Consider the following 25,311-nt stretch of genomic DNA (forward strand, 5'->3'; position numbering starts at 1 on the left):
TCACGCCACCACGCTGCCCCATGCCGTACCGTTCCTTCGCGCCGTCCACCCTTGCTGCCGCTCTCGCCGCCGCACTCGCCAGCCAGGTGCAGGCGGCTGACGCGCCCGCCACGCTCGACCGGGTCGAAGTGACGGCCCAGCGCCGGGCCGAGTCCGCACAAGACGTCGGCATTGCGCTCAGCGTGCTGTCGGGTGACGAGCTCAAGGCGCGCGGCGTGCGCGGCGTCAACCAGCTGCAAGACCAGGTGCCCAGCCTGGAAGTGGAACCCGCCTTCGGCAGCGGCCAGGCGCAGTTCCGCATCCGCGGCATCGGCTTCCAGGATTACGGGGCCAACAACGCCTCGCCGGTGGGGGTCTATGTCGACGAGGTCGGCTTCGCCTTCCCGGTGCAGACGCAGGGTCTGCTGTTCGACCTGGCGCGGGTGGAGGTGCTGCGCGGGCCGCAGGGCACGCTGTACGGCAAGAACACCACCGCCGGTGCCATCAACCTGCTCACACGGCGGCCCACGCGCCAAGCCGAGGCGGGCTTCAGCGTCGGCGTCGGCTCGAACAGCGCGGTGCAGGCGCAAGGCTATCTGTCCGGCCCGCTGGCCGACGGCGTGCGCGGCCGGCTGTCGCTGGCCAGTGAACGGGGCGGCGCCTGGCAGCACAACCGCCTCACCGGCGAGAAGCTCGGCGACCAGCGCGTGGACGCGGTGCGCGGCCAGCTGGAGGTCGACCTCACGCCGACGTTGCAGGCACGCCTGAGCCTGAGCCACAACCAGGATCGCTCCGACGTGCCGGGCCTGTACGTGCCCACGCCCCGCGCCCGCACCCAGCAGCCCGCCGACACCGACACCACCGCCACCGGCTGGGGCCTGAAGCCCGACTTCGCCCAGGCCATCGGCGTCAGCCCCGACGCCAAGCCCTCGCGCGACAACCGCGCCACCAACATCTCGCTGCAGCTCGACTGGCAGCTCGGCGCCACCCGCCTGACCAGCATCACCGCGCGTCAACGCTTCACGCGGCACGAGCTGGCGGACTGGGACGGCACCGCCGTCAACCATTCCGATGTCGACTGGCGCGACAACGCCCGCGTCACCACCCAGGAGCTGCGCCTGGCCTCCGCGCCGCAGGCGGCCCTGCCCTGGGTCGTGGGCGCCTACTACGCCAAGGACCGGCTGAGTGAAGACTGGCAGACCGACTTCCGCAGCGACTACGGCCTCATCACCCGCACGCGCTACCAGCAGGACGGCCGCGCCACCGCCGTCTTCGGCCAGGCGGATGTGCCGCTGGCCGCCCAGTGGACGCTGGTGGCTGGCCTGCGCCAGGAACGCGAGACCCGCAGCCTGCACGACTTCAGCACCGGCACCACGCCCGTCGTGCCCGGCCTGGGGGTGAGCGGCACCGCGTCCTCGCTGACCACGAACCAGACCTCAGGCAAGCTCGCCCTTCAATTCAAGCCCGACGCCGGCACCCTGCTCTATGCCTCGCTCAGCCGCGGCCTCAAGTCGGGCGGCATCACGGCCCACAACACCTTCAACACGTTGGCACTGACCGCCTTCCAGCCCGAGAAGCTGGTGGCGCTGGAACTGGGTGCCAAGGCCGACCTCAGCCGCGCACTGCGGCTGAATGCCGCGGTCTTCCACTACGACTACCGCGACCAGCAGTTCCAGGACGTGACGACCTCGCCCACCGGCGCGCTGATCGGCAAGATCATCAACATCCCGCGCTCGCGCATCGACGGCGGCGAGGTGGAGCTGCAATGGCGGCCGCTGCAAGGCCTGACGGTCGCGCAGTCGCTCGGCTACAAGCACGGCACGTTCAAGGCCTTCAACTCGCCGCTGCTGGGCAACCTCTCGGGGCACAGCCAGTTCTTCCCCAAGCTCAGCTACGGCGGCTCGGTCGCCTATGCCTGGACGGCGCAGGGCTTCGATTGGAAGGCCGCCGCCGACTACAGCTACCGCAGCAACTCGCCCTCCTGGCTGAACCGCCTGAACGTGGACGGCGGCACGGTCTACGACATCCCGGCCTACTGGCTGGCCAATGCGCGCCTGGAAGTGGCGCCGTCCAACTCGCCCTGGCTCGCCACCCTGGGCGTGCGCAACCTCTTCGACCGCCACTACGACCTGACGCGCAACTTCTTCGGCAACCGCCCGAGCACGGCTGACGACCTCAACGTCGCCGCCGCCGGCCAGCCGCGCACCTGGACGCTGACGGTCAGCTACGCCTATTGAGGCGCCGTGGCTGGCTATGCTGCCGCCATGGCACACGACCCCCTGGGCAATCCCATCGTCGACGACGACCCCGCGCTGATCGCGGGGCTGGACGATTTCGTCAGCGGCTTCCTGGCCTACGAGACCCGCGCCGAGACCATCCTCGCCACGGCCGCCGCCCATCCGCAGGCGGTCATGGCCCAGGTCTACGCCGGCTGGCTGTGGATGTTCCTGGAGGCCCCCGAGGCCGCCGACCGCGCCCGCCCCTTCCTGGACGCGGCCCGCGCCGCGCTGCGGCCCGGCGCCACGCTGGCCCACGAGCGCGAGCGCGAGCAGGTCGCGCTGCTGGCCGACTGGGTGGCCGGGGACACCGCCGCGGTGGAGGCACGCGCCCTGCGCCTGGCCACACGCTGGCCGCACGACCTCGCCGTGGTCAAGCTGGCGCAGTACCTGGCCTTCAACCGCGGCGATGCACCGGCCATGCTGCGCGTCATCCTGGCCGTGCTGCCGGCCAACGCGCACAACGCCCATGCGCAGGGCATGGCCGCCTTCGCCTACGAACAGGCCCACCGGCTGGACGAGGCCGAGGCCACCGCGCGCCTGGCGCTCACCCTGCAGCGCCGTGAGCCCTGGGCCCAGCATGCGCTGGCCCATGTGCTGCTCACGCGCGGCCGGGTGGACGAAGGCCTGCGCTTCCTGGAGGCGGTCAGCGACACCTGGACCAACCTGAATTCCTTCATGGTGACCCACCTGTGGTGGCACCTGGCCCTCTTCTACCTGGCGCGCGGCCGCCACGACGACGCGCTGGCGCTGTACGACCACCGCGTCTGGGGCGTGTCACCCGGCTATTCGCAAGACCAGGTAGGTGCGGTGCAGTTGCTGGCGCGGCTGGAGTGGGTGGGCGTGGACGTCGGCAGTCGCTGGGCTGCGCTGGCCGAGCACCTCGCCACCCGCGCCGAAGACACCACCGAGCCCTTCCTGAGCCTGCTCTACCTCTACGGCCTGGCCCGCGCGGCCCGCCCCGAGGCCGACCGCCTGCTGGCGGCCATCACCACGCGGGCGCAGGCGGCCACGGGTGAGGCACGCATCGCCTGGCACGACGCCGCCCTGCCCACCGCCCACGGCCTGGTGGCCCTGGCCCGCGGCGATGCGGCCACGGCTGACCACGCCCTGGCTCAGGGCCTGCCGCGCCTCGTCCGCGTGGGCGGCAGCCATGCACAGCGCGACCTTTTCGCGCTGCTGCACATCGATGCCGCCACCCGCGCTGGCCAGTGGCGCGACGCGCAGCAGGCGCTCGAACTGCGCCGCCTGACCGACCCGCAGGACGTCCCGGTCAATGCCCGGCTGGCCGACCTGTACGGGCAACTCGGCCTGCCCGCGCTGGCCGCCGAGGCCCGCGCGGCGAGCCGCCGGTCATGACGCGCTGGCTCGTCCTGCTGCTGCTCGCCTGCTGGCTGCCCGGCCACGCGGCCACGCTGCGCATCGCGCTGCAGCTGGAGCCGCCGCTGCTGGACCCGACCGTGGGTGCGGCCGCACCCATCGGCGAGGTGGTCTACGGCAATGTGTTCGAAGGCCTGGTGAGCCTGGCCGAGGACGGCAGCGCCCAACCACGCCTGGCCGAACGCTGGGACATCGCGCCCGACGGCCTCAGCCTGCGCTTCACGCTGCGCGCGGGCGTGCGCTTTCACGACGGCACGCCCTTCGACGCGGCGGTCGCCCGTTTCGCGCTGGAGCGTGCCCGCGCCGAGGGTTCCAGCAACCCGCAGCGCAGCCTGCTCGCGGCCATCAGCAGCATCGACGCGCCGGATGCGCACACCCTCGTGCTGCGCCTGAAGCGCCGCGATGGGGGCCTGCTGCAGAGCCTGGGCAGCGCTGCCTTCGTCATGGTCGCGCCCGGCAGCGTGGGCACCAACCCCACCGCGCCCAACGGCACCGGCCCCTGGCGCTTCGTCGACTGGCAGCGTGGCAACCGCATCGAGCTCGCGCGCTTTGACGGCTACTGGGGCGACAAGGCCCGGCTGGACGGCCTGCGCTACCGCTTCATCGCCGACCCCTCGGCCGCCTATGCCGCCGTGATGGCCGGTGATGTGGACCTGTTCGCCAACTTCCCCGCACCCGAGCATCTGGCGCAGATCCGCGCCGACCGGCGCTTCACGCTACAGGTGGGCCTGAGCGAAGGCGAGACCCTGCTGTCCATCAACCACCGCCGCGCGCCGCTGGACCAGCTCGCGGTGCGCCGCGCCATCGCCGCCGCCATCGACCGCCAGGCCCTGATCGACGGCGCCATGTTCGGCTACGGCCAGCCCATCGGCAGCCACTTTTCGCCGCGGCATGCGGCCTATGTCGACCTGACCGGCCAGAGCCCGCACGACCCCGCCCGCGCCCGCGCGCTGCTGGCCGAGGCCCGCTGGCCGGCCGACCGCGTGCTCAGCCTCAAGCTGCCGCCCACGGCCTATGCGCGGCGCGGTGGCGAGATCCTCGCGGCGCAGCTCGCCGCGGTGGGCATCCGCACCCGCATCGAAAACCTGGAGTGGGCCCAGTGGCTGGACCAGGTCTTCGTGCGGCACGACTTCGACCTCACCGTCATCGTGCATGCCGAGCCGCTGGACTACGGCATCTACGGCCGCGACGACTACTACTTCGGCTACCGCAGCGAGCGCGTGAAAGCCCTGCTGCGCCAGCTCGACGACCAGACCGACGACACCGAGCGCCGCGCCACGCTGCAGGCCCTGCAGCGCCAGTTGAGCGACGACGCGGTCAACGGCTTCCTGTTCCAGTACCCACGGCTGCTCGTCACCCGCGCCGGGCTCAGCGGTGTGCGGGCCAACGCCGTGGGCAGCCTGGAACTCGCCGGGGCGACGCTGCCCGACGCGCAGGCGGGCGCGGCGGGCGACCAGGGGGCAGCGCCACGCGCGCTGGCCTGGGCCGCAGCGGGCCTGCTCGGCCTGGGGCTGGCCTGGCTGCTGCGCCGCGCCGACCCGCGCTGGCTGCTGGCGCGCGCCGCCTCACTCGCCTTGACGCTGGTGGCAGCCAGCGTGCTCGTCTTCGCCCTGGTGCAGGTCGCGCCCGGCGACCCCGCGCGTCACGTACTTGGCATCCAGGCCGACGAGCAGGCGGTCGCCGCCCTGCGCGCCCAGTTGGGGCTCGACGACCCGGCCCCCACCCGTTACGTCCGTTGGGTGGCCGCGCTGCTGCAGGGCGACCTGGGGCAAAGCCTGACCTACCGCCTGCCGGTGCGCGAGCTGCTGGCCGAGCGGCTGCCGGTCACGCTGCCGCTGGCCGCCCTCGCGCTGCTCACCGCGATCGCCCTGGCCGTGCCCGCCGCGCTGTGGGCCGCGCGCCGGCCCGGCGGTGCGGCGGACCGCGCCGTCAGCGCCGCCAGCCAGCTCGGCGTGTCGGTGCCGGACTTCTGGCTCGGCGTGATGGGCGCCTGGCTCTTTGCGGTGGTACTGCGCTGGGTGCCGGCGGGCGGATTCCCGGGCTGGGACGCAGGCCTGGCGGCGGGCCTGCAGTCGCTGGCCCTGCCGGCGCTGGCGCTGGCGCTGCCGCAGGCCGCCATCCTGACGCGGGTGCTGAGCAGCGCCTTGGCGGAGCTGGCGCCTGCCGAGTTCCTGCGCACCGCACGCGCCAAGGGCGCGAGCCGCTGGCGCACGTTGTGGCGCCACGCGCTGCCCAACGTCGCCACGCCGGTGCTCACGCTGCTGGGCCTGCAAACGGCCTACCTGCTCGCCGGCTCGGTCATCGTGGAGAACGTGTTCTTCCTGCCCGGTGTGGGGCGGCTGCTCTTCCAGGGCGTGACCGCGCACGACATCGTGCTGGTGCAAAGCCTGGTGCTGGTGCTGGTGGCGCTCGGCGTGGCGATTTCTGCTTCGGTCGAGCTGGCGGCGCGCGCAGCCGACCCGCGGCTGCGCCGGCGCGGAGGTGGCGCATGAATCGCCGCCTTCTCGCTGGAGCCCTGCTGGCCGGAGCCTTCGCCACGCTGGCCCTGCTGTCGCTGGTGTGGACGCCCGCGCCGCTGGAGCAGCTCGACATCGCCGCGCGGCTGCAGGCCCCGAGTGCGGCGCACTGGCTGGGCACCGACCACCTCGGCCGCGATGTGCTCTCGCTGCTGATGCGCGGCGCAGCCACCTCGCTCGGCGTGGCATCGCTGGCGGTGGCCCTCGGGGCGCTGGTTGGCGTGCCGCTGGGGCTGTGGGCCGCCGCGCGGGCCGGCTGGCTGGACGAACTGCTGATGCGCGGCAACGACATCGTGTTCGCCTTCCCGCCGCTGCTGCTGGCCGTGCTGCTGACCACCGCGCTGGGCCCCGGCGCCGTGAGCGCCATCCTGGCGGTGGGCGTGTTCAACATCCCGGTGTTCGCGCGGGTGGCGCGGGGCCTGGCCCTGCCGTTGTGGCAGCGCGAGTTCGTGCTCGCCGCGCGCATGGCGGGCAAGGGGCGCGGCCGCATCTCGCGCGAGCACGTGCTGCCCAACGTGGCGGGCGGGCTGGTCGTGCAGCTGAGCCTGCAGCTGTCGCTGGCGCTGCTGGCCGAGACCGGTTTGTCCTACATCGGCCTGGGCACGCAGCCACCGCAACCCAGCTGGGGGCGCATGCTGGCCGACGCCCAGACCCTCACGGCCCTGTCGCCCACGCTGGCCCTGTTCCCCGGCCTGGCGGTGGCGCTGGCCGTGCTGGCCTTTCACCTGCTGGCCGACGGCCTGCGCGAGCGGTTCGACCCGCACGGGGAGGTGCGATGAGCGCCCGGCTGCAACTGCAGGACCTGCGGGTCACGCTGGCCGGCGAGCCCCGGCTGCACGGGCTGGACATGAGCCTGGCGCCCGGCGAAGTGCTCGGCCTCGTCGGCGAATCGGGCTCGGGCAAGTCGCTCACGGCACTGGCCATCGCCGGCCTGCTGCCGGGCCAGGCCACCACGACGGGCCGGGTGCTGCTGGACGGCGAAGACCTGCTGGCCCTGCCCGAAGCGGCGATGGACGCCCGCCGGGGTGCCGCCATCGGGCTGGTCTTCCAGGAGCCGATGCAGGCGCTCAACCCCTTGATGACCCTGGGTGCGCAGGTGGCCGAGGCGCTGCGCCTGCATCGGCCGCTGTCACGCCATGAAGCGGCGCGGGAGGCCGAGGCCGCGCTGACGCGCGTGGGGCTGGCCGGGCTGGGCGGCCGCCACCCGCACGAACTCTCGGGCGGCCAGCGCCAGCGCGGGGTCATCGCCATCGCGATGGCCCTGCGGCCACGCCTGCTGATCGCCGACGAGCCCACCACCGCGCTCGACGCCGCCGCCCAGGCCCAGGTGCTGGCGCTGCTGCGCGAGTTGGTGCGCGAACAGGGCAGCGCCCTGCTGCTGATCAGCCACGACCTGCCCCTGGTGGCCAGCGTGGCCGACCGCATCGCGGTGCTGCGGCACGGCCGCCTGGTGGAACAGGGCCCGGCGCGCGCACTGCTGCAGTCGCCCCAGCAGCCCGAGACGGCCGCGCTGATCGCCGACTCGGCCCTGCCGGCCCGGCCGCCGGTGCCGGCCCCCGACCTCTCGGCGCCGCTGCTGGCCGCCACGGGGCTGGTGCGCGAGGTGCGCCATGGCGGCGGCCTGCTGGTGCGGCCGGTGGTGAAGCGGCTTCTGGATGGCGTGTCGCTGCAGGTGGCGCCCGGCGAGCGGGTCGGCCTGGTGGGCGCCTCGGGCAGCGGCAAGAGCACGCTGCTGCGCGCCTTGCTGGCGCTGGAGCCGCTGCAGGCGGGCGAGGTGCAGCTGCAGGGCCGGCGCTTCACCGGCGCCGAGCGTGAGTTGCGCCGCCAGATGCAGATCGTCTTCCAGGACCCGGCCGCGAGCCTGGACCCGCGCTGGCGTGCCTGGGAACTGGTGGCCGAGCCCCTCGCGCTGCGCGACCCCGTGCCCGACCGCGCGCTGCAGCGGCGCCTGGCCTGCGACTGGCTCGACCGGGTCGGCCTCGGCGCGGCCGTGGCCGACCGTTTCCCGCATCAGTTCAGCGGCGGCCAGCGCCAACGCCTGGCGATCGCACGGGCGCTGATCCTGGAGCCCGCGCTGCTGGTGCTGGACGAGGCCGTCTCTGCCCTGGACGTCAGCGTACGCGGCCAGGTGCTGGCCTTGATCGACACGCTGTGCCGCGAGCATGGCACGGCGCTGCTCTTCGTCACCCACGACCTGGGCGTGGTGCGCGCAGCGACCGACCGGCTCTACGTGCTGGACGCGGGCCGCATCATCGAGAGCGGCCCCACGGCCGAGGTGTTCGCCCAGCCACGGCAAGCGGCCACCCGGGCGCTGCTGGCCGCCACGCCCGACCTGGCCACGCTGCTGGGCTGATCAGCCGCCGCGCGCGGCCTCGTGCACTGCGCGGGCCAGTGCGCGAGCCAGGCAATCGGCAGCGGCTGAGCCGAGGCGGCCGAGCTGCACCGCCCGCGCCCGGCCGTCGCCCAGGCCCTGCGCGCCCGAGGCCAGCGCGAAGACGGTGTCGCCGTCGAATGGCGTGTGGGCGGGCCGCACTGCGCGGGCGATGCCGTCCTGGGCCATCATGGCCAGGCGTTTGCACTCGGCGGTGCTGAGGTCGGCATTGCAGGCGACCACCGCCAACGTCGTGTTCACACCCGGCTGCAGCCGGCCCAGGTCGGCCAGGCGCGAGGCCTCGGGCAGCGGGTCGACCACCGGCGCGTGCCCCTGCGGCCGGTGCCCTCCGAACTCGCCGTCGATCTCGAAGGGCCAGGCCCAGAAGGTGTGGCCGTCGGGCATGTAGACCGAGCCGATGGGGTTGGCGGCCACCAGGGCGCCCACCACCAGGCCGTCGCCCAGGTCCAGTGACGCCGAGCCCAGGCCCCCGGGCAGGTGGCCGGCCATCGCGCCGCGCCCGGCGCCCACGCGCCCGAGCGCGAACTCGCGGGCCGCCGCAGCCACCGCCTCAATGCCCCAGCGGCGGTAGGGCGGCTCCAGGCCCCAGGCCCTGTCGCCCCCATTGCCCAGGTCATGCAGCACCGCCGCCGGCACCACGGGGATCGCCGGCGAACCGGGCTTGAGCGCCAGGCCCTGGCCCTGCGCCGACAAAGCCGCCACCACGCCATCGGCGACCGCCAGGCCGAACACCGAGCCTCCCGCCAGCGCGATGGCATGCACGCGGCCGACCAGGTTCTCGGGCGCCAGGGCTTCGGTCTCGCGCGTGCCGGGGCCGCCGCCACGCACGTCCACCGCGGCGGCCCAGAAGCCATCGGTGCGCAGCACGGTGGCGCCGGAGCGCACGGTGTCGTCGGTCACGTGGCCGACCAAGAGGCCGGGCACGTCGGTGATCAGGTTCAGCAGGCCGGGTCGGGGCAAGGGCGTCATGGAACAGCAGTCAGGCGCGCCACGAAGGCCGCGACATCGGCCGCCGAGCGCGCCGGAATCTCGCGCTGCGGCAGGTGGCCAATGCCGGGGTAGACGATCAGCTCGGCCCCCGCGATCGCCGCGGCGAAGCGGCGCGAATGCTCCAGCGGCAGGATGGGGTCGAGTTCCCCGTGCAGCACCAGCGTGGGCAACTGCAGGCCGGCGAGGCGTTCAGCGGTGACCGGGGCTTGCGCGCCCGGGGCGACGGACATCAGGATGGGACGGTGGCCAGGATAGCGCTGGTACAGCGCCCAGCGGTCAACGACCTCGTCGGTGATGAGGGCCGGGTCGCCCACCTGCGCGCGCAAGGCCTGGCGGATGAGCGGCCGGTTGTCGATGCGCTCCAGCAGCACGCGGCCCCAGGGGTGGGCGAGGATGCGAAACGCCAGGGACGGCGTGGTGGCCGGCATCGGCCAGCCGGCGGCGTCCACCAGCACCAGGCCGCGCAGGGCCTGCGGCGCCAGCAGGGCCGCCTGCCAGGCCACGCCGCCGCCCATCGAGTTGCCGGCCAGCACGAAGCGCGGCAGCTTCAGGGCCTCGGCCAGGCGCAACACGAGCCGGGCCTGCGCCTCACGGTCAATCTGCGTGCCGGCCGGCGCGGCGGTCAGGCCATGGCCCGGCAGGTCCAGGCTGATGACGCGGTGGCCCGCACGCAAGGCGGCGGCCCAGCCTTCCCACGTCGAGTAGGCATCGCCATAGCCGTGCAGCAGCACCAGCACCGGCGCGTCGGCCGGGCCTTCGTCACGGTAGTGCACCCGCAGGCCATCGCCGAGGTCCAGCCAGTGGTCTTGCGGGCTCTGGAAGCGGGCCTCCAGTTCGGCGGCGGGCAGATCAGGCGCGCGCAGCCACAGGAAGGCCGCCAAGGCCGTGGCGGCGATGAGCAGCAGCAGGATGACGATGGGCATGACGACGAACTTCAACAGCACGGGGTTCTCCAGGCAAGGGCCGGGAGCCTAGGCGGCACCGACCGCCGTGCCAAGCGCGCAAAACGAGTTTGCTTGCTCGCGCCGGCCGCGGCCGGCTCAGGCCGACACGCCCTGCTTGATCTCCCCCAGTGCCAGCTGCAGCACGCGGGCATCGCTGCTGGCGCGGTGACGGGTCAGGCGCTGGCGCTGGCGCACGGTGTCGACCACGCCGCGCCAGCGGGGCGCCTCCGCCTCGGTCAGGAGCTTGCGCAGGTCATCGAGCTTGAAGCGCTGCGGCAGCCCGGCGGCGTCGAACAGGCGTGCCAGCCACGGATAGTCCTGGCCCCAACCGTCGCAATAGACCGTCTGGCCACCGAGGCGGGCGTTGAGTTGCTCGGCCATCCAGCGCGCCGGCCGGCCGTGGCGCCGCAGCAGCTCGCGGGTGATGCCGTGCAGCGCCTCCGCACTGGCGTCCCAGTGCTGCCAGTCAGGCTCGGGCAGCACGAGGCCGCAGAACAGCGCGCCATTGGCACCGCAGTAGCCCACTTCGATGGGATAGCTGCCCCGGCCGAAGCCCGAGGCCTCGATGTCCAGGATGGCGGGCAGTTGCATGCTGCGCAGTATGTCGCGCCCGGATGCGCCTGTTACACAGGGTTGTCGATCACCTGCTCACGCTCGAACAACAGCAGCGCCGCGCGGCCGACCTGCCGGGTGTCCCACCAGGCATAGGCGCCCACGCCGGCCGCGCCCACCACGGGCACCCAACGAGACAGCATGCGGCTGGCCGCCTGCTGGCCCAGGTGCAGGCCCACCGCCCCGGCCACGCGCTGCAGCAGGGCCTGCGCCGCCGGACGCACGATGACGCGCTCGCCCACCCGCACCGACAGATCGCGCAGCGCCTGCGCCGCGGTGTGGCGGAACAGGCACCACAGCATCTGCGCCGGGCCGAGATCGGCGCTGCGGCCGTAGAGCGCGGCGATGTCGGCCACCAACTGCCGCTGGATGTGCCACACCGCCAGCATCTCGGGCGCGATGGTGGCCCAGCCCAGGGGGCCCGGCGGCAAGGCCAGCGTGCCGGCCGCGAGCGCCGCCTTGGTGGCGGCGGCGTCGATGGCGCGCGCGGCTGCATCCGCCGGCCGTGCGCTGGGCACGCAGCCCGGCTCCGGCGGCTGGCTCACCAACGCCAGCACCCGCTCTCCCATGCCCGTCTCGGCCTTCATGAACTGCTCCAGGTCAACGAACCGGATTTGACTGTCGCACAGCCGGTGCGATGCCGCGCAAGCGCGGGTTTCAAGCCGCCACTGGCATGAGCGAACATCGGGCCCTTGCCCCAGGAGCCCTACCGATGCAGACCCTCCCCTGGCGCGGCGTCTTTCCCGCCGTCACCACCAAGTTCCATGCCGACGAAAGCCTCGACCTCGATGGCACGGCGCGCCACATTGATTTCCAGATCCGCAACGGCATCCACGGCGTGGTGTGCTGTGGCTCCCTGGGCGAAGCCAGCACGCTGACGCTGGAAGAAAAGCTCGCCGTCGCCCGCTGCGCGCTGGACGCCTCGGCCAGCCGGGTGCCGGTGCTGGCCACCGTGTCGGAGACGAGCACGCGCGAGGCGCTGCGCTTCATCGACGGCGCCAATGCGCTGGGCGTGGCGGGCTACATGGTCATGCCCTCGGTCATCTACGTGGCCGATGCCCGCGAGGCCATGGCCAATGTGCGAGCCTTCGCGGGCGCGGCACAGCGACCGCTGATGGTCTACAACAACCCGGTGGCCTACCGGGTGGACCTCAAGCCCGAACACTTCGCCGAACTGGCCGACTGCGAATTTGTTGCCGCCATCAAGGAAAGCAGCGGCGACGTGACCCGCATCACCGACCTGCGCAACCTGCTGGCCGACCGCTACCGACTCTTCATGGGCGTGGACGACCTGGCTTTCGAAGGCCTCGCCCTGGGCTGCGACGGGCTGCTGGCCGGCGTGGGCTGCGCCTTCCCGCGCGAGACGGTGACGATGTTCGATCTCATGCAGGCGGGCCGCTGGGAAGAGGCCCGGGCCTTGTACCGCTGGATGACCCCGCTGCTGCACCTGGATGTGTCGACCAAGCTGGTGCAGAACCTCAAGCTCATCGACCTCCTCGTGGGTGTGGGCAGCGAGCACATGCGCCGCCCGCGGCTGCCGCTGGTGGGCGCCGAGCGCGAGCGCGTGACCGCCCTGGTGCAGGCCGCGCTGGCCACGCGCCCCGCGTACTGCCAGTCGCAGCCCTGAGCCGGCCATGACGCACCGCATCGCCCTCATCGACTCCCATACCGGCGGCGAGCCCACGCGCGTCGTCATCGGCGGCTTCCCCGACCTGGGCGACGGCTCCATGGCCGAGCGCCGTGACCGGCTGGCCCGCGAGCATGACCGCTGGCGCCGCGCCACGCTGCTGGAGCCCCGCGGCAGCGAAGTGCTGGTGGGCGCGCTGCTGTGCGCGCCGCAGAACCCCGCGCACACGGCCGGCGTGATCTTCTTCAACAACACCGGCTACCTCGGCATGTGCGGCCACGGCACCATCGGCCTGATCGCCACCCTCGCCCACCTCGGCCGCATCGAGCCGGGCGCGCACATCATCGAGACGCCGGTGGGCGACGTGACGGCCACGCTGCACGAAGACGGCCGGGTCAGCGTGCGCAACGTGCCCGCCTACCGGCTGGCCCACGGCGTGCGGGTGACGATGCCGACGGGCCAGGTCGTCACGGGCGACATCGCCTGGGGTGGCAACTGGTTCTTCCTGTGCGCCGACCATGGCCAGGCCGTGACGCCTGACCGCGTCAATGAGCTGACCACCTATGCCGACCAGCTCGGCCAGGCCCTGCACGCCCAGGGGTTCCGCGGTGCGGAGGGCGCCGTCATCGACCACATCGAGCTGTTCGCCGACGCCGATGCGGCGCTGGCCGATTCGCGCAGCTTCGTGCTGTGCCCCGGCGGCCAGTACGACCGCTCCCCCTGCGGCACCGGCACCAGCGCCAAGCTGGCCTGCCTGGCCGCTGCGGGCAAGTTGGCGCCCGGCCAGGTGTGGCGCCAGGCCAGCGTCATCGGCAGCGTGTTCGAGGGCTGGTACGAGCCGGGCCAAGACGCCATCGTGCCGACCATCCGCGGCCAGGCCTTCATCAGCGCGGAGGCCACGCTGCTGATCACGCCAGATGACCCGTTCGGCTGGGGCCTGCCGACCCTGTGAGCCTGCGTCATGCATCGCGCCTATCGGTCTCATTGACAACTTGAGACGCCTGCCCGCGGCCAGCGGCGGCACACTCGGCGGCAGGCCCGCTCTCTTGCTGTGTGCATGCCGTCCGCGTCTGCCTTCACCTTCGAGCCGCCCGCGGTCTTGCGGGACCTGCTGGCGCGTGCCGACGTGGGTTTCGACGGCGAACGGCCCTGGGACATGCGGGTGCGCAACAGCCGCCTGTACCGGCGGCTGCTGACGCAATGGTCGCTCGGCGCCGGCGAGGCCTATGTGGAAGGTGACTGGGACTGCGAACGGCTGGACATGCTCTTCGAGCGCCTGCTGCGCGCCGAGCTCGACCGGACCGCCCCCGCCATCGCCCGGCTGCAGTTGCTGGCAGAGAGCCTGCGCCAGCGTCTGTTCAACCGGCAGAGCGTGGCGCGGGCCCACCAGGTGGGTGAGCGGCACTACGACGTGGGCAACGACGTGTTCGAGGCCATGCTGGACTCGCGCATGATCTATTCCTGTGCCTATTGGGCCCAGGCGCAAGACCTGGAGCAGGCCCAGGCCCACAAGCTCGACATGATCTGCCGCAAGCTCGAACTGCAGTCCGGCGAGACGCTGCTGGACATCGGCTGCGGCTGGGGCGGTCTCGCGCGCTTTGCGGCCGAACGGTTCGGCGTGACCGTGACCGGCGTGACCATCAGCCAAGAGCAGCTTGCGCTGGCGCGCGAGCGATGCGCCGGGCTGCCTGTCACGCTGCTGCTGCAGGACTACCGGTCCCTCACCGGGCGCTTCGACAAGATCGTGTCGGTGGGCATGTTCGAGCACGTCGGGCTGAAGAACTATGGCGTGTACTTCGACACGGCTCGCCGGCTGCTCGCGCCCGACGGGCTCTTCCTGCTGCACAGCATCGGCGTGGACCGCCGCGCGCCGCACACCGACCCGTGGATCGAGCGCTACATCTTCCCCAACGGCAAGCTGCCGTCGCCCGGCGAGCTCAGCGATGCGCTGGAGGGCCGCTTCATCATTGAAGACTGGCACAACTTCGGCCCTGACTACGACCGCACGCTGATGTGCTGGGCAGAGCGCTTCGAGGCTGCCTGGCCGCGACTGGCAGTGCGCTACGACGAAGCCTTCCGGCGCATGTTCCACTACTACCTGCTGAGCTGCGCGGGTTTCTTCCGCTCTCGCCAGGGACAGCTCTGGCAACTGGTGCTGAGCCTGCCGCAGCGCCGCAGCATCTATCGCTCGGTGCGGCCCGGCGCCCCGGCCTGATCAGAGCGCGACCGTGCGGCCCACGAAGAGGATGGGCCCGGTCGGGCGACCCAGCGGCGAGCCGGCCTCAGGCTCCAGCGTGATCTCGAACAGCTGCTGCGCACCGACGCCCGGCAGACGCGCCACCGGCATCTGCACCACCTCGCCCGGCTTGACCAGGCCCAGCGAGGTCGGGCCGGCGGCGCCTTGCGGCTTGGTCCAGAACTGCAGCGAGCGGCCCGGCGGCACGGGCGGCGTGTCGCCGACCGGCACGAGGCGCAACGCGCCGCCGGCCTGCAACTCCACCACCCAGCCGGCGGCGCGTTTCTCGTCGGGGCTCTCCAGCACGGCCACATAGCGTGCGCCTTCGGTCGGCGCCGGCGGTGCAGGCGCCACCAGGCGCAACGCGAGGACCAGCGACGCCGCCACGCCCACGGCGCTCAGCCCTTGCCAGAAGCGCAGGCCCTGCCACCACGGCGTGCGCGCGACAGGCGCACGGCCCGGCAAGGTCTGCCAGTCGAGCCCGGCGGCGATGCGCGACCACAGGGCCGGCGCGGGGTCGGCCGCCGGGGTGCGGGCGGTCAGCGCGAGCAGTCGGTCCTGCCAGGCGTAGATAGCTGCGCGCAACGCGGCGTCGCCCGGCAAAGCCGCGGCCACCGCCGCGTGGTCGTCCGGCGGCAAGGTGCCCAGGACGTATTCGCCCGCGGCGGCATCACGTTCGGCAGGGTCGCGCAGGTCGATCATGCGAGGCAGTCCTTCAGGCTGGCCAGGCTGCGCCGGATCCAGGACTTGACGGTGCCCAACGGCGTGGCCAGGCGCTCGGCGATCTGCTCGTGGGTGTAGCCGTCGACAAAGGCATGCACGACGCAGGCGCGCCGGGCTTCATCCAGGCGCTGCAGGCAGCGTTCCAGGCTGTCCGTGTCGAGGTCGCGGTCGGCGTCGGTCGCCTCGCTGGCCTGCTGGGCATCCGACAAGGCCGCCAGCTCGGGGGTGTCAACCAGCTGCAGCCGCCCGGGGTCGCGCACTGCCTTGAGCGCGGCATGGCGTACGACGGTGTAGATCCAGCCCCGCGCCGAGCCCAGCGAGGGCTCGAAGCTGTCGGCGCGCGACCAGATCTGCAAAAAGGCGTCATGCAGCACATCCTCGGCGACGGCCCGGTCTCGCACGATGCGCAGCGCCACGCCCAGCAACCAGCGCCCCTCGTGCTCGTAGAGCGCACGCAGGGCGAAGCGCTCGCCCCGCGCGCAAGCGAGCAGGGCGGCTTCATGGTCGAAGGGTGGGCGGGAGCTGGGCAAGGCGGGCGGCTGAAGTCCGCGCCGAGTCTAGGTGCAATGCTCAGGCCGGCTTCCAGAAGATGTAGTCGGCCTGGTACTTGACCACTTCCTTGCGGCCGGCACCGGCGGCGTCGCACGGCAGTGCGGGTGCCACGCCGCCCACAGTGGCCACGCGCTGCACGAAGCTCACGCCAGTCATCGCGCCGTTGCCGGTGGCGGGGTTGGCCCGCACCAGTTGCAGCGGGATGCTGCCCGGCTTGGCCGGGGCCACCGCCACCTGGGTGCCGGTGATGCGCGAGCCGTCGTTGGACGCCCAGGTGGCCGGCGGGCCGAAGTAGGTGCCGAGCTTCTTGCCGTCGCGGCCGTTCAGGTCGGCACGCGGGCCGACGAAGGCCCATTCGAAGGCCATGGCATCGCCGGCCTTGGCGCGGCACTCGTAGGTGATCTCACCCACGCCCACGGTCTCCAGCACCACGCGGTGGCCGGCGGGCACCTTGACGGTGTCGGGCAGGCTGTCCTGGCTGAACACCGGGGCGGGGGCCATGCCGGCGCAGGCGCCCAGCAGGGTCACGGCCGCAACGGCAGCCAGTCGGGTCGCTACGGAAAGGGTCTTGTGCATCAGATATCTCCGGTTGAAGTGGGGTTGGAGCCTCGGCGACGCCGCAGCTCTCCCTTGCACTAGCCACCAGGCCGGGGTTTGGATGCAGAGGGATGCAAAAAAAGTTGTCGGACGGCTCGGCGCAAGGCCTGGGGGATGTCACGCACAAGGCGGGCCCGAGGCTGCCGGGACAATCGCCGCCCCATGAACCGACCTCAACAACGACTCGCCGGCATCCCCGAAGGCTCTGCCGTGCTGTTCACCATCCAGGTGTTTGCGACCCTGGGTTTCGCGGTGCTTCAGTCCACGCTGGTGCTGTACGCCACGCGCCGGCTGGGGTTTGCCAGCGAGCAGGCCGCGCTGATGATGGGCCTCTTTGGCGCCTTCAACTACGGGCTGCACCTGTTCGGCGGCTACCTGGGCGGGCGCTTCCTGAGCAACCGCAATCTCTTCGTGGGCGGCATGGTGCTGCAGGTGCTGGGCTGCGGCGCGATTGCCGGCGGCTCGCTCGCCGGGCTGTATTGGGGGTTGGCCCTGTTCCTGACCGGCAGCGGCCTGAACGTGACGTGCGTCAACATGATGCTCACCCAGCGCTTCGCGCCCGAAGACGACCGGCGCGAGGCGGCCTTCCTGTGGAACTACGCGGGCATGAACGTCGGCTTCTTCGTGGGCTTTACGGTCGCCGGCCACTACCAGCTGGGTGAGGCCTACAGCACCATCTTCTGGTTCGCGACCCTGGGCAATGCCGGCGCCATCGTGGTGGCGCTGCTGTTCTGGCGGACGCTGGCCGACCGGGACACGCCACTGTCGCAGCGCCAGGGGCGCGACTTCTGGGCCCGCTTCGCCGTCGGCGTGGCGGTGCTGGTGGGCCTGGTGCCGCTGCTGGCCTGGCTGTTGCAGCACCCGGGTGACACCGCCATCGGCCTGAAGGCCCTGTGCTACGCGGTGGGTGTGGCGCTGCTGGTGCTGACGCTGCGCCACCCGGTGCTGGCGGAGAAGCGCCGCATGCAGGCCTATCTGGTGCTGGCGCTGGGCTCGCTGGTGTTCTGGTCGCTCTACCAGATGGCACCCAACGGGCTGCAGATGTACGCGGTGGGCAATGTCTGGATGAACGTCTGGGGCGTGCCGGTCGCGCCGCAGTGGGTGCAGAACATCAACACGGTGGTCATCGTCATCGGCGGGCCGCTGCTGGCGGCGCTGTTTGCACGCTGGCGCCGCCGTGGCTGGCCGGTGGACATCCCGATGCAGTTCTCGGGCGCGCTGCTGCTGATGGGCCTCGGGTTTCTCGCGCTGCCGCTGGGCATTCACCTGGCCGACCCGGCCACCGGCCGCGCCGACTTCGCCTGGCTCTTCCTGAGCTACGTGCTGCAGGGCGTGGGCGAGCTGCTGATCTCGCCGGTGGGCTACGCCATGATCGGCCGGCTCGCGCCGCGGCAGTACCAGGGCGTGATGATGGGCAGCTGGATGCTCGTCACCGGACTGGCGTCGCTTTACGCGGGCGACTTCTCCGGCATGGTCACCCAGCCGGTGGATGGCGCAGCCCTGTCCACCAACCCCCTGTACGCGACGCTCTTCACCCAGCTGGCAGTGGGCTGCCTGCTGACGGGCGCGGTGATGTGGGGCCTGCGCCCCTGGCTGCGCCGACTGATCGGCTGATGCCCCGGCTTCCCGAAATGTTTGCGCTACCACACAATGGTAGCCACAACAATTTCGGAGACGCCGTTGAACATCCTCTTCCTGCCCAGGCGCTGGGCTGCGCTCGCGGCCGCCCTGGCCTTGCTGCCGGGCGCCCACGCGGCGCCTCCGGCCCCCGCCGCTGACGCCGAGGTCCAGGCCCGCGCCCTGGTCTCGCAGCTGACACTCGACGAGAAGCTCGAACAGCTGCTCAACGGCGCTCCGGCCATCCCGCGCCTGGGCGTGCCGGCCTACAACTGGTGGACGGAGTCCCTGCACGGCGCCTTTGGGCCCGGGCCCACGACCAACTTCCCCCAACCCATCGGTCTGGCGGCCACCTTCCATCCCGGCCTGCTGCAGGAGGTGGCCGCCGCCATCAGCACCGAGGTGCGTGCGGTCCATGCGCTGGGCCGCGGCAAGCCCAACGCCAGCCGCATCGGCGGCGCGCTGAACACCTGGTCGCCCAACATCAACATCTTTCGCGACCCGCGCTGGGGCCGCGGCCAGGAGACCTACGGCGAAGACCCCTTCCTGACCGCCGCCCTGGCCAAGGCCTACGTCCGCGGCATGCAAGGCCCCGATGCCGCCCGCCCGGACGTGATCGCCACGCCCAAGCACTTCGCGGTGCACAGCGGGCCCGAGTCCACACGCCATTCGGTGAACGTCTGGGTCTCGGCGCAGGACCTGGAGGACACCTACCTGCCCGCCTTCCGCGCCGCCCTGGTGGACGCGCGAGCCGGCTCGGTGATGTGCGCCTACAACCGCCTCAATGGCGAACCGGCCTGCGCGAGCCACAGCCTGCTGGTGAAGACGCTGCGCCAGGACTGGGGCTTCTCGGGCTATGTCGTGTCGGACTGCGATGCCGTCGTCGACATCAGCCGCCATCACCGCTACGCCATCGACGACGCCGCCGGCGCCGCAGCTGCACTCAAGGCCGGCATGGACAACGAATGCAACGGCGCCACCCTCTCCCACACACCGGGCCTGGGTGAGCGCTACAGGCAGGCACTGGCGCGCGGCTTGATCCGCCAGGCCGACATCGACACCGCCCTGGTGCGCCTGTTCTCGGCCCGCCTGCGCAACGGCGACCTGCCCGGCCTGGGCGAGCGGCGCTTTCCGTCGCCCGACACGATCAACGCCGCCGGACAGCGTGCGCTGGCCCTGCGCGCGGCGGTGGAGAGCCTCGTGCTGCTGAAGAACGACGGCACGCTGCCGCTGCGCGCGGACCGCCGCATCGCGGTGGTCGGGCCACTGGCGGATGCCCGCCGCGTGATGCGCGGCAACTACTCGTCGGGGCAGACGGGGCCGACGCTCACCGTCGCTGAGGCCTTGCGTGCGCAGTTCTCGCCGGCGCAGGTGGTGCTGGTGCCTTTCGGCCCGTCCATCACGGATGGCGACCCGGTGCCCGCCAGCGCCTTCACGACGCCTGACGGCCGGCCCGGCCTGCGCGCCCGCTACTTCAATCTCGACACCGGTTCACCCCGGCAGGCCGGGCAGCGCCGCTACCAGGCCCGGCCCTTCGGCGAGCACGATGTGGCGCCCATGGCGTCGCAGCCGCAAGCCTTCGCGCAGGCTGGCGACCTGCCTCGCACGGTCTGGACCGGCTTCTTCACCGCGCCCGAGACCGGCCACTATCGCCTCGGCCTGGCGGGCCTGGCGGGCGAGCTGACGGTCGATGGCCGCAGGGTCACGCTCGCCAGCCGCGCCACCCGATGGGCCGAGCCGGTCACGCTGGTGACGGTCGATCTGAAGCGCGGCCAACGCCACGCGCTGCGCCTGGTGGCTGACGCCGGTGTGGGCGCACCGCCGGCCATGCTCTGGCATCGCGTGTCGCGCCAGCCCCTGGACGAATTGCGCCGGGCCGCGGCGGAGGTGGACGTCGTCGTGGCCGTGGTGGGGTTGACCTCCGACCTGGAGGGCGAAGAAATGCCCGTGAAGATCGACGGCTTTGAGGGCGGGGACCGCACGCGGCTGGACCTGCCGGCCGACCAGCGTCGCTATCTGCAGGCGGTGGCGGCGCTGGGCAAGCCGGTGGTCGTCGTCAACCTCAGCGGCAGCGCCGTCGACCTGCGCTGGGCGCGGGACCACGCTGCGGCCATCCTGCAAGCCTGGTACCCCGGCGAGGGGGGTGGCACGGCCATCGCCCAGGTGCTGGCCGGTGCGGCCAATCCCGCGGGCCGCCTGCCGGTGACCTTCTACCGCAGCACCGACGACCTGCCGCCGTTCGACGACTACCGCATGGCGGGCCGCACCTACCGCTTCTTCTCCGGCGAGGTGGTCTACCCCTTCGGCCACGGTCTGAGCTACTCGACCTTCCGCTATGAGCCCGTGACGGTCGACGTGCAGGAAGGCTCCCAGACCACCGGCGTGACGGTGCGCACGGCCATCACCAACACCAGCGCGCGCGATGGTGACGAGGTGGCGCAGCTCTACCTCACGCCCCCGGCCTTCGAGGGCGCCCCGCGCCTGGCGCTGCGCGGGGTGCAGCGCGTGCACCTGCGGGCCGGCGAGCGGCGTGAGATCAGCTACCACCTGGACGCGCGCGACCTGAGCTTTGTCGACCGTGACGGCATTCGCCAGGTCATGCCGGGAGCCTACCGGCTGCATGTCGGCGGCGGGCAACCCGCCACCGGCGCCGCGGGCGCGCAGGCCGACTTCTCGCTAGGCCGCCGCCTCGACCTGCCCCGTTGAAGCCGCGCGCCCCTTCTTTCATCCCGACCTCACCCGGATCTCACCATGTGGCCTCTGTCATCTCATCTCCGCGCCGCCAGCATCGTGCTGGCCCTGACCCTGCTGCAGCCGGCCTTCGCGCAGGACGGCAGCATCCATCCGATCCCCGCCCCACCCGAGCCGGGTGCGCTGCCCCTCGACACGGGCCCCGTGCCAGGCCAGACCGCGGCTGAGGGCTGGTTCCGCCAATGGGGCGAGCCCATGGTGCGCAACGTCAGCACGGCCACCCTGACGCCCGTCCTGCCACCGCCCGGCCGTGCGACCGGTGCCGCCGTCATCGTGGCGCCGGGCGGCGCGTTCCGCTGGCTGTCCATGAACAACGAAGGCTGGAAGGTCGCGCGAGCCCTGGCTGACCAAGGTGTCGCCGCCTTCGTCCTCAAGTACCGGCTTCAGCCCACGCCGGCAGACGTGGCCGGCTTTCGCGACGCCATGGCGCGCAGCTTCGCAGCCGCCGGCAGCACGCCCGGCGACGGCCAACCGCCGCCGCCGCTGCCCGCCATGGACCTGCCGTTGGCCGACGCCCAGGCGGCACATGCGCTCATCCTGGCCCGCGCCAAGGAATGGGGCATCGACCCCGACCGCCTCGGCATGATCGGCTTCTCTGCCGGCGCCGCCCTCACGCTGCAGTCCGTGCTTCGCCCCCAGCCGCTCAAGCTGGCCTTCATCGCCCCCATCTACGGCGGCATGGGCCCGGTGCAGGTGCCCGCCAACGCGCCGCCGATGTTCAACGTGATCGCGACCGACGACTTTCTCTTCCGCGGCCAGTTCGGCGTCGTCAAGTCGTGGTTCGAGGCGGGGCGGCCGGTCGAGTTCCACCTCTACCAGAACGGTGGGCATGGCTTCGGCCTCGGCTACCCCGGCAACACCGCCAACGGCTGGTTCCCGGTCTTCATGCGGTGGCTGGACGTGAACGGCTGGCTCAAGCCGCGTGCACCGGCACCGGCCATCCGGTGACCCCGCCGCGGATGTTCGAGAAAGCCTGATCGACGCTCACCTGCAGGCTGCTGGTTGCCGCCCGGCGGCGCCGCTACGGTCGGGCCTTTTGCCGGACCTCGCCGCCGTTGCCATGATCCGACCTGAACCCTTCCGTGATGCCGCCGAGCGAGGCGACGGCATCTGTGTCGCCGAACTGCTGGCCCTGCACGGCCGCGCCACCTTGCCAGCCCTGTTGCTGGTCGTGGCCGTGCTCAGCAGCCTGCCTCTGGTGGGCCTGGGCACGGTGCTCAGCTTTGCCATGTTGGCCATCGCCTGGCAATGGCCGGCAAGGTCGGGCGCCACCTCACCGCACCGCTCGATGGCCCGGGTGCATGAACTGCGCCTGAACGCCCAGGGCGCACGCCGCTGCCTGCTGCTGCTGGCACGCCTGTACGACCTGGCGGGCAACCTGCTGCGCCGCCGCTGGCTGGCCTGGCGCCACCCCCGCACCGCACCGGCCTGGCGGCTGTGGATCGCCGCCATGGCCTTCCTCATCCTGCTGCCCATGCCCCTGGGCAACCTGCTGCCCTGCCTGAGCCTGGTGCTGCTCGCGCTGGGCTGGATCTACCGCGACGGCCTGGCCCTGGCCATGTCCCTGGTGATGGGCACCGCGGCGGTGGCCTTCTTCGCCTTCTCGGCGCATCTGCTGGTGGACCTCGTCGGCCAGTGGTGGCCGGCTTGACGTGCGTCGCGCTGCATCGCGCGATGGCGTTCCGAACAGATCCAGCGCTTCGACGTACTCACCCTGCAAAGCCCGCAAGCTGACCTTTGGGCACTGCGGCTCGAAGGGTCACGATCGACCCTGAGCGGTCATCCGACTACCGTGATGGGCTTGCCGGAAAGCTATCCATCAACGTTCGAGTTGACCGGCAAGCACCGGGAGCGCGCCGGGAGGTGCACGATCACCCGCACGCTTTGCAGCGTGCGCCCGGTGCAGGTTTGTGTCAACGGACCTGTTAGGACTCACTCGCGTTCAGCTCCACGCGTGCGACCTGCCACTGGTTCCATGCGTCTCCGGGATCGATGTCGGGATATCCGCGCTTCTCTTCCAACGCGCGCTTCATATCTAGTGTCATCGTCATACAAACGGCATCGTCTCGGATACGCGAAACCTCGCTCTCTGTGAGCGGAGAGCCCTTCAGTTGCTCCGCACGCAGAAGAAGAGCGACAAGGGCAGGGATAGGAACGGGCACCACGGCCTCTTCATCCTTCGCCGGATCAGGTGGGTCGGATCGCTTTGCGCCGAACAGGTTCCTCAGGATGCCTATGTGGAGCTCCGTCTAGTTGTAAGCACTTCTTTAGCGATCACCTTATCACTGGTCCCCGGCGGCGGTCACTGGCAAGGGGTCGCTCCTCGCCGCAACCAGCCCTCAGCCTGCAGCGCGCCACCAAGCACCAGACAGAAACGCTTCAGGCACAGGCTGAGCCAGCGGGTCCTCGATGCCGAGAGCCGCCAGTTCGTCAAACCATCGCGTACGAAGTGAGGCTGGCAACTCGGAGCCGCACCACGGGCAATAGGCGATATCCACGGAGCCTGAACCGCCGTCGTGAACGCGTAGCCCGTACTCCCGAAACTTGTCCGAGTAGCAGATGATGGAATCCGGGCATGAATCCAGGTCGGGATGGTCAGAGCATATGAACTCGACCTGATCTTGCATCCTGGTGCAGCAGTGTTGGGCCATTCGGTTTACCGGCAGCGTGCAGCGGGCGCCTAGGCTACTCGAAAGCGGCCTTTTGGCGACCGCCGCTCCTGGCCGGTCCCGGCCATCCTGGTGCCGGCCGGCTCAGGATGACGGGCAAGGCTCCTGGACACTGCCACTGTGACGATCGGGCAGGGGCCGCGCTGTAGGTTCGCTGCCCTCAGGCCAACTGGGCGACTAGTCACCAGGGCCCGCGGTAGCAACGCTTTGCTACCGCGGGCCTGAGCGTGATTGGCGGAAAAGCTGTGGTCACCGAGTTCACTGCCATCTGCGGCAAGCGCAGCTCCACAGGCCCTGCCTCGTACGGTTCGTCGAACACCACGAAAGGCAGCCTGCTGCCAGGCAGCCTGTAAGGACGGTTGACGAGCCAGGAAGCCTGCCCCGGTTCAGAAGAGCCGACTTCGGTGACGCCTACCTTGAACGCCTTGGGCCGGAGGGCGATGGAACGGAGAGTTGCCCCCGCGCCGTCGCGGACCTGCACCAGCGCATCGAGGAATGCGAAGCGGGTTCCCGGTGACACGATGACCGTGCCGCACAAGGTGCCCGGAAGCAAGCGACGTGTGTCGCTGCCTAGGCAGGGTTCAAGCCAGAGCGCGATCGCCCCGCCTTCAAGGAACAGCGCGTCGTACTCCGATTGCCTATCCACGGAGAACACGGCCGTGGGCGACGCGCTGGGCTGCAGCAACTGCTGGTCGCTACAGGTACCCGATGCACACCCCGCCAAGCCGATCAACAGCGCAGACCAGACCAGCAGCCGTTCGCCAGAGGCAAGCGCAGGAGGGAGTTTTTGCTTGAGCATGTTCTAGCGGCGCGGAAGTCGGGCCTGCCTCGTGAAGTGATGCAGGAACAGCCTACCCGAGACCGGCCATTGGTCATCAGCCGCTCCTGGCCGACAGCAGTAGTGGCGGGCAAGACCTCATTGCGGGGAGGGCCGCTCCAGGACTACGAGTCCCTGCCGGGACAGATACACAAGCTTGCCGTCTTTCACAGTGACATCCGCAATGTCAGCCCCATCCGAGAGAACGAAATCATCAACGAGGTTGAATGAATCGCCGCTCTTCCTAAAAAGCAAGAAACGCGTACGTCCCGCCTGGGGTACCTCGACACCAAACAACGACAGCGCTGAGCCACCCGGCAGGATGCGTTCGCCGTAAGCCTGAAGGCCGTAACCCGGAAACTTCAGCCTGAGCAATGCTGCGACCATGAGGCGGCGGTCAGGAAACCCCGTCGGCAACGGCGTCGACTCAACCAGCTTCGCCACTCTGGCAGCTTCACCGGGAGCGAGATTGTTCAAGTCGTTGCTGAACTCGTCGTAGTCTTGGTAAGACTTGCGAAGCTTGACCGTATGCCCCTGGTACACGAGGGAGTCTCCGAACCCAACCGTGCCATCAGCGGCATAGCAAAGCGATACCGGAATCGCGATACAACAAGTTAGTGCAAAGCGACGACC

The 25,311-nt window shown here is 71.3% G+C and carries 22 protein-coding genes; 12 read left to right on the forward strand and 10 right to left on the reverse strand.

From position 1 onward, the window contains the following. Window positions 1-20: 20 nt before the first annotated feature. The 5 genes from CDO81_RS23290 to CDO81_RS23310 are packed head-to-tail and all read left to right on the forward strand — an operon-like array spanning window position 21 to window position 8,504. On the forward strand, window positions 21-2,216 hold the full coding sequence (locus tag CDO81_RS23290; protein ID WP_088485651.1) for a TonB-dependent receptor: 2,196 nt from the start codon (window positions 21-23) through the stop codon (window positions 2,214-2,216). 27 nt (window positions 2,217-2,243) lie between these two features. Further along, window positions 2,244-3,614: a tetratricopeptide repeat protein gene (locus CDO81_RS23295; RefSeq protein ID WP_088485716.1), complete on the forward strand. Its 1,371-nt coding sequence runs from the start codon at window positions 2,244-2,246 to the stop codon at window positions 3,612-3,614. Further along, entirely contained in the window at window positions 3,611-6,127 is a 2,517-nt protein-coding gene (locus CDO81_RS23300) for an ABC transporter substrate-binding protein (protein WP_088485652.1), read from the forward strand. The genes CDO81_RS23295 and CDO81_RS23300 overlap by 4 nt, the downstream gene beginning before the upstream one ends. Further along, window positions 6,124-6,930, forward strand: coding sequence for an ABC transporter permease (locus CDO81_RS23305; RefSeq protein WP_088485653.1), 807 nt, complete (start codon window positions 6,124-6,126; stop codon window positions 6,928-6,930). Before CDO81_RS23300 ends, CDO81_RS23305 begins: the two co-directional genes overlap by 4 nt. Beyond that, a complete protein-coding gene (locus tag CDO81_RS23310) occupies window positions 6,927-8,504 on the forward strand; it encodes a dipeptide ABC transporter ATP-binding protein (protein ID WP_088485654.1) in 1,578 nt (525 codons plus the stop codon). Before CDO81_RS23305 ends, CDO81_RS23310 begins: the two co-directional genes overlap by 4 nt. Here the strand turns inward: CDO81_RS23310 and CDO81_RS23315 are convergent, their stop codons facing one another. From CDO81_RS23315 to CDO81_RS23330, 4 genes are all read right to left on the reverse strand, one after another. Beyond that, the gene (locus CDO81_RS23315; RefSeq protein WP_206602160.1) at window positions 8,505-9,512 is read right to left on the reverse strand and encodes a P1 family peptidase; all 1,008 of its coding nucleotides are present in this window, start codon (window positions 9,510-9,512) and stop codon (window positions 8,505-8,507) included. It abuts the gene before it with no gap. Then, window positions 9,509-10,477, reverse strand: a complete 969-nt coding sequence (locus CDO81_RS23320) for an alpha/beta fold hydrolase (RefSeq protein ID WP_206602161.1) — start codon at window positions 10,475-10,477, stop codon at window positions 9,509-9,511. Before CDO81_RS23320 ends, CDO81_RS23315 begins: the two co-directional genes overlap by 4 nt. Window positions 10,478-10,573: 96 nt before the next feature. Beyond that, entirely contained in the window at window positions 10,574-11,068 is a 495-nt protein-coding gene (locus CDO81_RS23325) for a 3'-5' exonuclease (RefSeq protein WP_088485655.1), read from the reverse strand. Between the two features lie 32 nt (window positions 11,069-11,100). Continuing rightward, complete coding sequence (locus CDO81_RS23330) at window positions 11,101-11,676, reverse strand: hypothetical protein (RefSeq protein WP_088485656.1); 576 nt, start codon at window positions 11,674-11,676, stop codon at window positions 11,101-11,103. Between the two features lie 125 nt (window positions 11,677-11,801). Here CDO81_RS23330 and CDO81_RS23335 point away from each other — a divergent pair, with 125 nt between their 5' ends. The 3 genes from CDO81_RS23335 (at window position 11,802) to cfa (ending at window position 14,931) form a co-directional block, all read left to right on the forward strand. Then, window positions 11,802-12,716: a dihydrodipicolinate synthase family protein gene (locus tag CDO81_RS23335; protein ID WP_088485657.1), complete on the forward strand. Its 915-nt coding sequence runs from the start codon at window positions 11,802-11,804 to the stop codon at window positions 12,714-12,716. Window positions 12,717-12,723: 7 nt separating this feature from the next. Further along, complete coding sequence (locus CDO81_RS23340; RefSeq protein WP_088485658.1) at window positions 12,724-13,668, forward strand: 4-hydroxyproline epimerase; 945 nt, start codon at window positions 12,724-12,726, stop codon at window positions 13,666-13,668. Between the two features lie 105 nt (window positions 13,669-13,773). Continuing rightward, window positions 13,774-14,931 carry a cyclopropane fatty acyl phospholipid synthase gene (cfa, locus tag CDO81_RS23345; protein ID WP_088485659.1) on the forward strand — a complete coding sequence of 386 codons (1,158 nt, stop codon included), beginning with the start codon at window positions 13,774-13,776 and terminating at the stop codon, window positions 14,929-14,931. Here cfa and CDO81_RS23350 read toward each other — a convergent pair whose 3' ends face one another. The 3 genes from CDO81_RS23350 to CDO81_RS23360 are packed head-to-tail and all read right to left on the reverse strand — an operon-like array spanning window position 14,932 to window position 16,803. Further along, entirely contained in the window at window positions 14,932-15,654 is a 723-nt protein-coding gene (locus CDO81_RS23350) for an anti-sigma factor (protein WP_088485660.1), read from the reverse strand. It abuts the gene before it with no gap. Then, window positions 15,651-16,205 carry a sigma-70 family RNA polymerase sigma factor gene (locus tag CDO81_RS23355; RefSeq protein WP_088485661.1) on the reverse strand — a complete coding sequence of 185 codons (555 nt, stop codon included), beginning with the start codon at window positions 16,203-16,205 and terminating at the stop codon, window positions 15,651-15,653. Before CDO81_RS23355 ends, CDO81_RS23350 begins: the two co-directional genes overlap by 4 nt. A 40-nt stretch (window positions 16,206-16,245) precedes the next feature. Continuing rightward, window positions 16,246-16,803, reverse strand: a complete 558-nt coding sequence (locus CDO81_RS23360) for a DUF3455 domain-containing protein (protein WP_088485662.1) — start codon at window positions 16,801-16,803, stop codon at window positions 16,246-16,248. Between the two features lie 183 nt (window positions 16,804-16,986). On the opposite strand from CDO81_RS23360, the gene CDO81_RS23365 reads away from it, so the two are divergent. The 4 genes from CDO81_RS23365 (at window position 16,987) to CDO81_RS23380 (ending at window position 22,843) form a co-directional block, all read left to right on the forward strand. Next, entirely contained in the window at window positions 16,987-18,438 is a 1,452-nt protein-coding gene (locus CDO81_RS23365) for a peptide MFS transporter (protein ID WP_088485663.1), read from the forward strand. A gap of 66 nt (window positions 18,439-18,504) precedes the next feature. After that, window positions 18,505-21,147 (forward strand): glycoside hydrolase family 3 C-terminal domain-containing protein, encoded by a 2,643-nt coding sequence (locus CDO81_RS23370; RefSeq protein WP_206602162.1) that lies wholly within the window; start codon window positions 18,505-18,507, stop codon window positions 21,145-21,147. Between the two features lie 45 nt (window positions 21,148-21,192). Beyond that, on the forward strand, window positions 21,193-22,140 hold the full coding sequence (locus CDO81_RS23375; protein ID WP_144397377.1) for an alpha/beta hydrolase: 948 nt from the start codon (window positions 21,193-21,195) through the stop codon (window positions 22,138-22,140). A gap of 112 nt (window positions 22,141-22,252) precedes the next feature. Continuing rightward, complete coding sequence (locus CDO81_RS23380) at window positions 22,253-22,843, forward strand: exopolysaccharide biosynthesis protein (protein WP_144397378.1); 591 nt, start codon at window positions 22,253-22,255, stop codon at window positions 22,841-22,843. Between the two features lie 688 nt (window positions 22,844-23,531). On the opposite strand, the gene CDO81_RS29325 is transcribed toward CDO81_RS23380, so the two are convergent. From CDO81_RS29325 to CDO81_RS23400, 3 genes are all read right to left on the reverse strand, one after another. Further along, on the reverse strand, window positions 23,532-23,843 hold the full coding sequence (locus CDO81_RS29325; protein WP_088485667.1) for a DUF6980 family protein: 312 nt from the start codon (window positions 23,841-23,843) through the stop codon (window positions 23,532-23,534). A gap of 199 nt (window positions 23,844-24,042) precedes the next feature. Next, the gene (locus tag CDO81_RS23395; protein WP_088485668.1) at window positions 24,043-24,660 is read right to left on the reverse strand and encodes a hypothetical protein; all 618 of its coding nucleotides are present in this window, start codon (window positions 24,658-24,660) and stop codon (window positions 24,043-24,045) included. Between the two features lie 117 nt (window positions 24,661-24,777). Beyond that, a complete protein-coding gene (locus CDO81_RS23400) occupies window positions 24,778-25,221 on the reverse strand; it encodes a hypothetical protein (RefSeq protein ID WP_088485669.1) in 444 nt (147 codons plus the stop codon). Window positions 25,222-25,311 lie beyond the last annotated feature (90 nt).

This window comes from Roseateles puraquae (assembly GCF_002205845.1).
Lineage (GTDB): Bacteria > Pseudomonadota > Gammaproteobacteria > Burkholderiales > Burkholderiaceae_C > Pelomonas > Pelomonas puraquae.

Coding starts and splice junctions, on each gene's coding strand:
- CDO81_RS23290 (WP_088485651.1), top strand. CDS start 21: ATGCCGTACCGTTCCTTCGCGCCGTCCACCCTTGCTGCCGCTCTCGCC.
- CDO81_RS23295 (WP_088485716.1), top strand. CDS start 2,244: ATGGCACACGACCCCCTGGGCAATCCCATCGTCGACGACGACCCCGCG.
- CDO81_RS23300 (WP_088485652.1), top strand. CDS start 3,611: ATGACGCGCTGGCTCGTCCTGCTGCTGCTCGCCTGCTGGCTGCCCGGC.
- CDO81_RS23305 (WP_088485653.1), top strand. CDS start 6,124: ATGAATCGCCGCCTTCTCGCTGGAGCCCTGCTGGCCGGAGCCTTCGCC.
- CDO81_RS23310 (WP_088485654.1), top strand. CDS start 6,927: ATGAGCGCCCGGCTGCAACTGCAGGACCTGCGGGTCACGCTGGCCGGC.
- CDO81_RS23315 (WP_206602160.1), bottom strand. CDS start 9,512: ATGACGCCCTTGCCCCGACCCGGCCTGCTGAACCTGATCACCGACGTG.
- CDO81_RS23325 (WP_088485655.1), bottom strand. CDS start 11,068: ATGCAACTGCCCGCCATCCTGGACATCGAGGCCTCGGGCTTCGGCCGG.
- CDO81_RS23330 (WP_088485656.1), bottom strand. CDS start 11,676: ATGAAGGCCGAGACGGGCATGGGAGAGCGGGTGCTGGCGTTGGTGAGC.
- CDO81_RS23335 (WP_088485657.1), top strand. CDS start 11,802: ATGCAGACCCTCCCCTGGCGCGGCGTCTTTCCCGCCGTCACCACCAAG.
- CDO81_RS23340 (WP_088485658.1), top strand. CDS start 12,724: ATGACGCACCGCATCGCCCTCATCGACTCCCATACCGGCGGCGAGCCC.
- cfa (WP_088485659.1), top strand. CDS start 13,774: ATGCCGTCCGCGTCTGCCTTCACCTTCGAGCCGCCCGCGGTCTTGCGG.
- CDO81_RS23350 (WP_088485660.1), bottom strand. CDS start 15,654: ATGATCGACCTGCGCGACCCTGCCGAACGTGATGCCGCCGCGGGCGAA.
- CDO81_RS23360 (WP_088485662.1), bottom strand. CDS start 16,803: ATGCACAAGACCCTTTCCGTAGCGACCCGACTGGCTGCCGTTGCGGCC.
- CDO81_RS23365 (WP_088485663.1), top strand. CDS start 16,987: ATGAACCGACCTCAACAACGACTCGCCGGCATCCCCGAAGGCTCTGCC.
- CDO81_RS23375 (WP_144397377.1), top strand. CDS start 21,193: ATGTGGCCTCTGTCATCTCATCTCCGCGCCGCCAGCATCGTGCTGGCC.
- CDO81_RS23380 (WP_144397378.1), top strand. CDS start 22,253: ATGATCCGACCTGAACCCTTCCGTGATGCCGCCGAGCGAGGCGACGGC.
- CDO81_RS29325 (WP_088485667.1), bottom strand. CDS start 23,843: ATGGCCCAACACTGCTGCACCAGGATGCAAGATCAGGTCGAGTTCATA.
- CDO81_RS23395 (WP_088485668.1), bottom strand. CDS start 24,660: ATGCTCAAGCAAAAACTCCCTCCTGCGCTTGCCTCTGGCGAACGGCTG.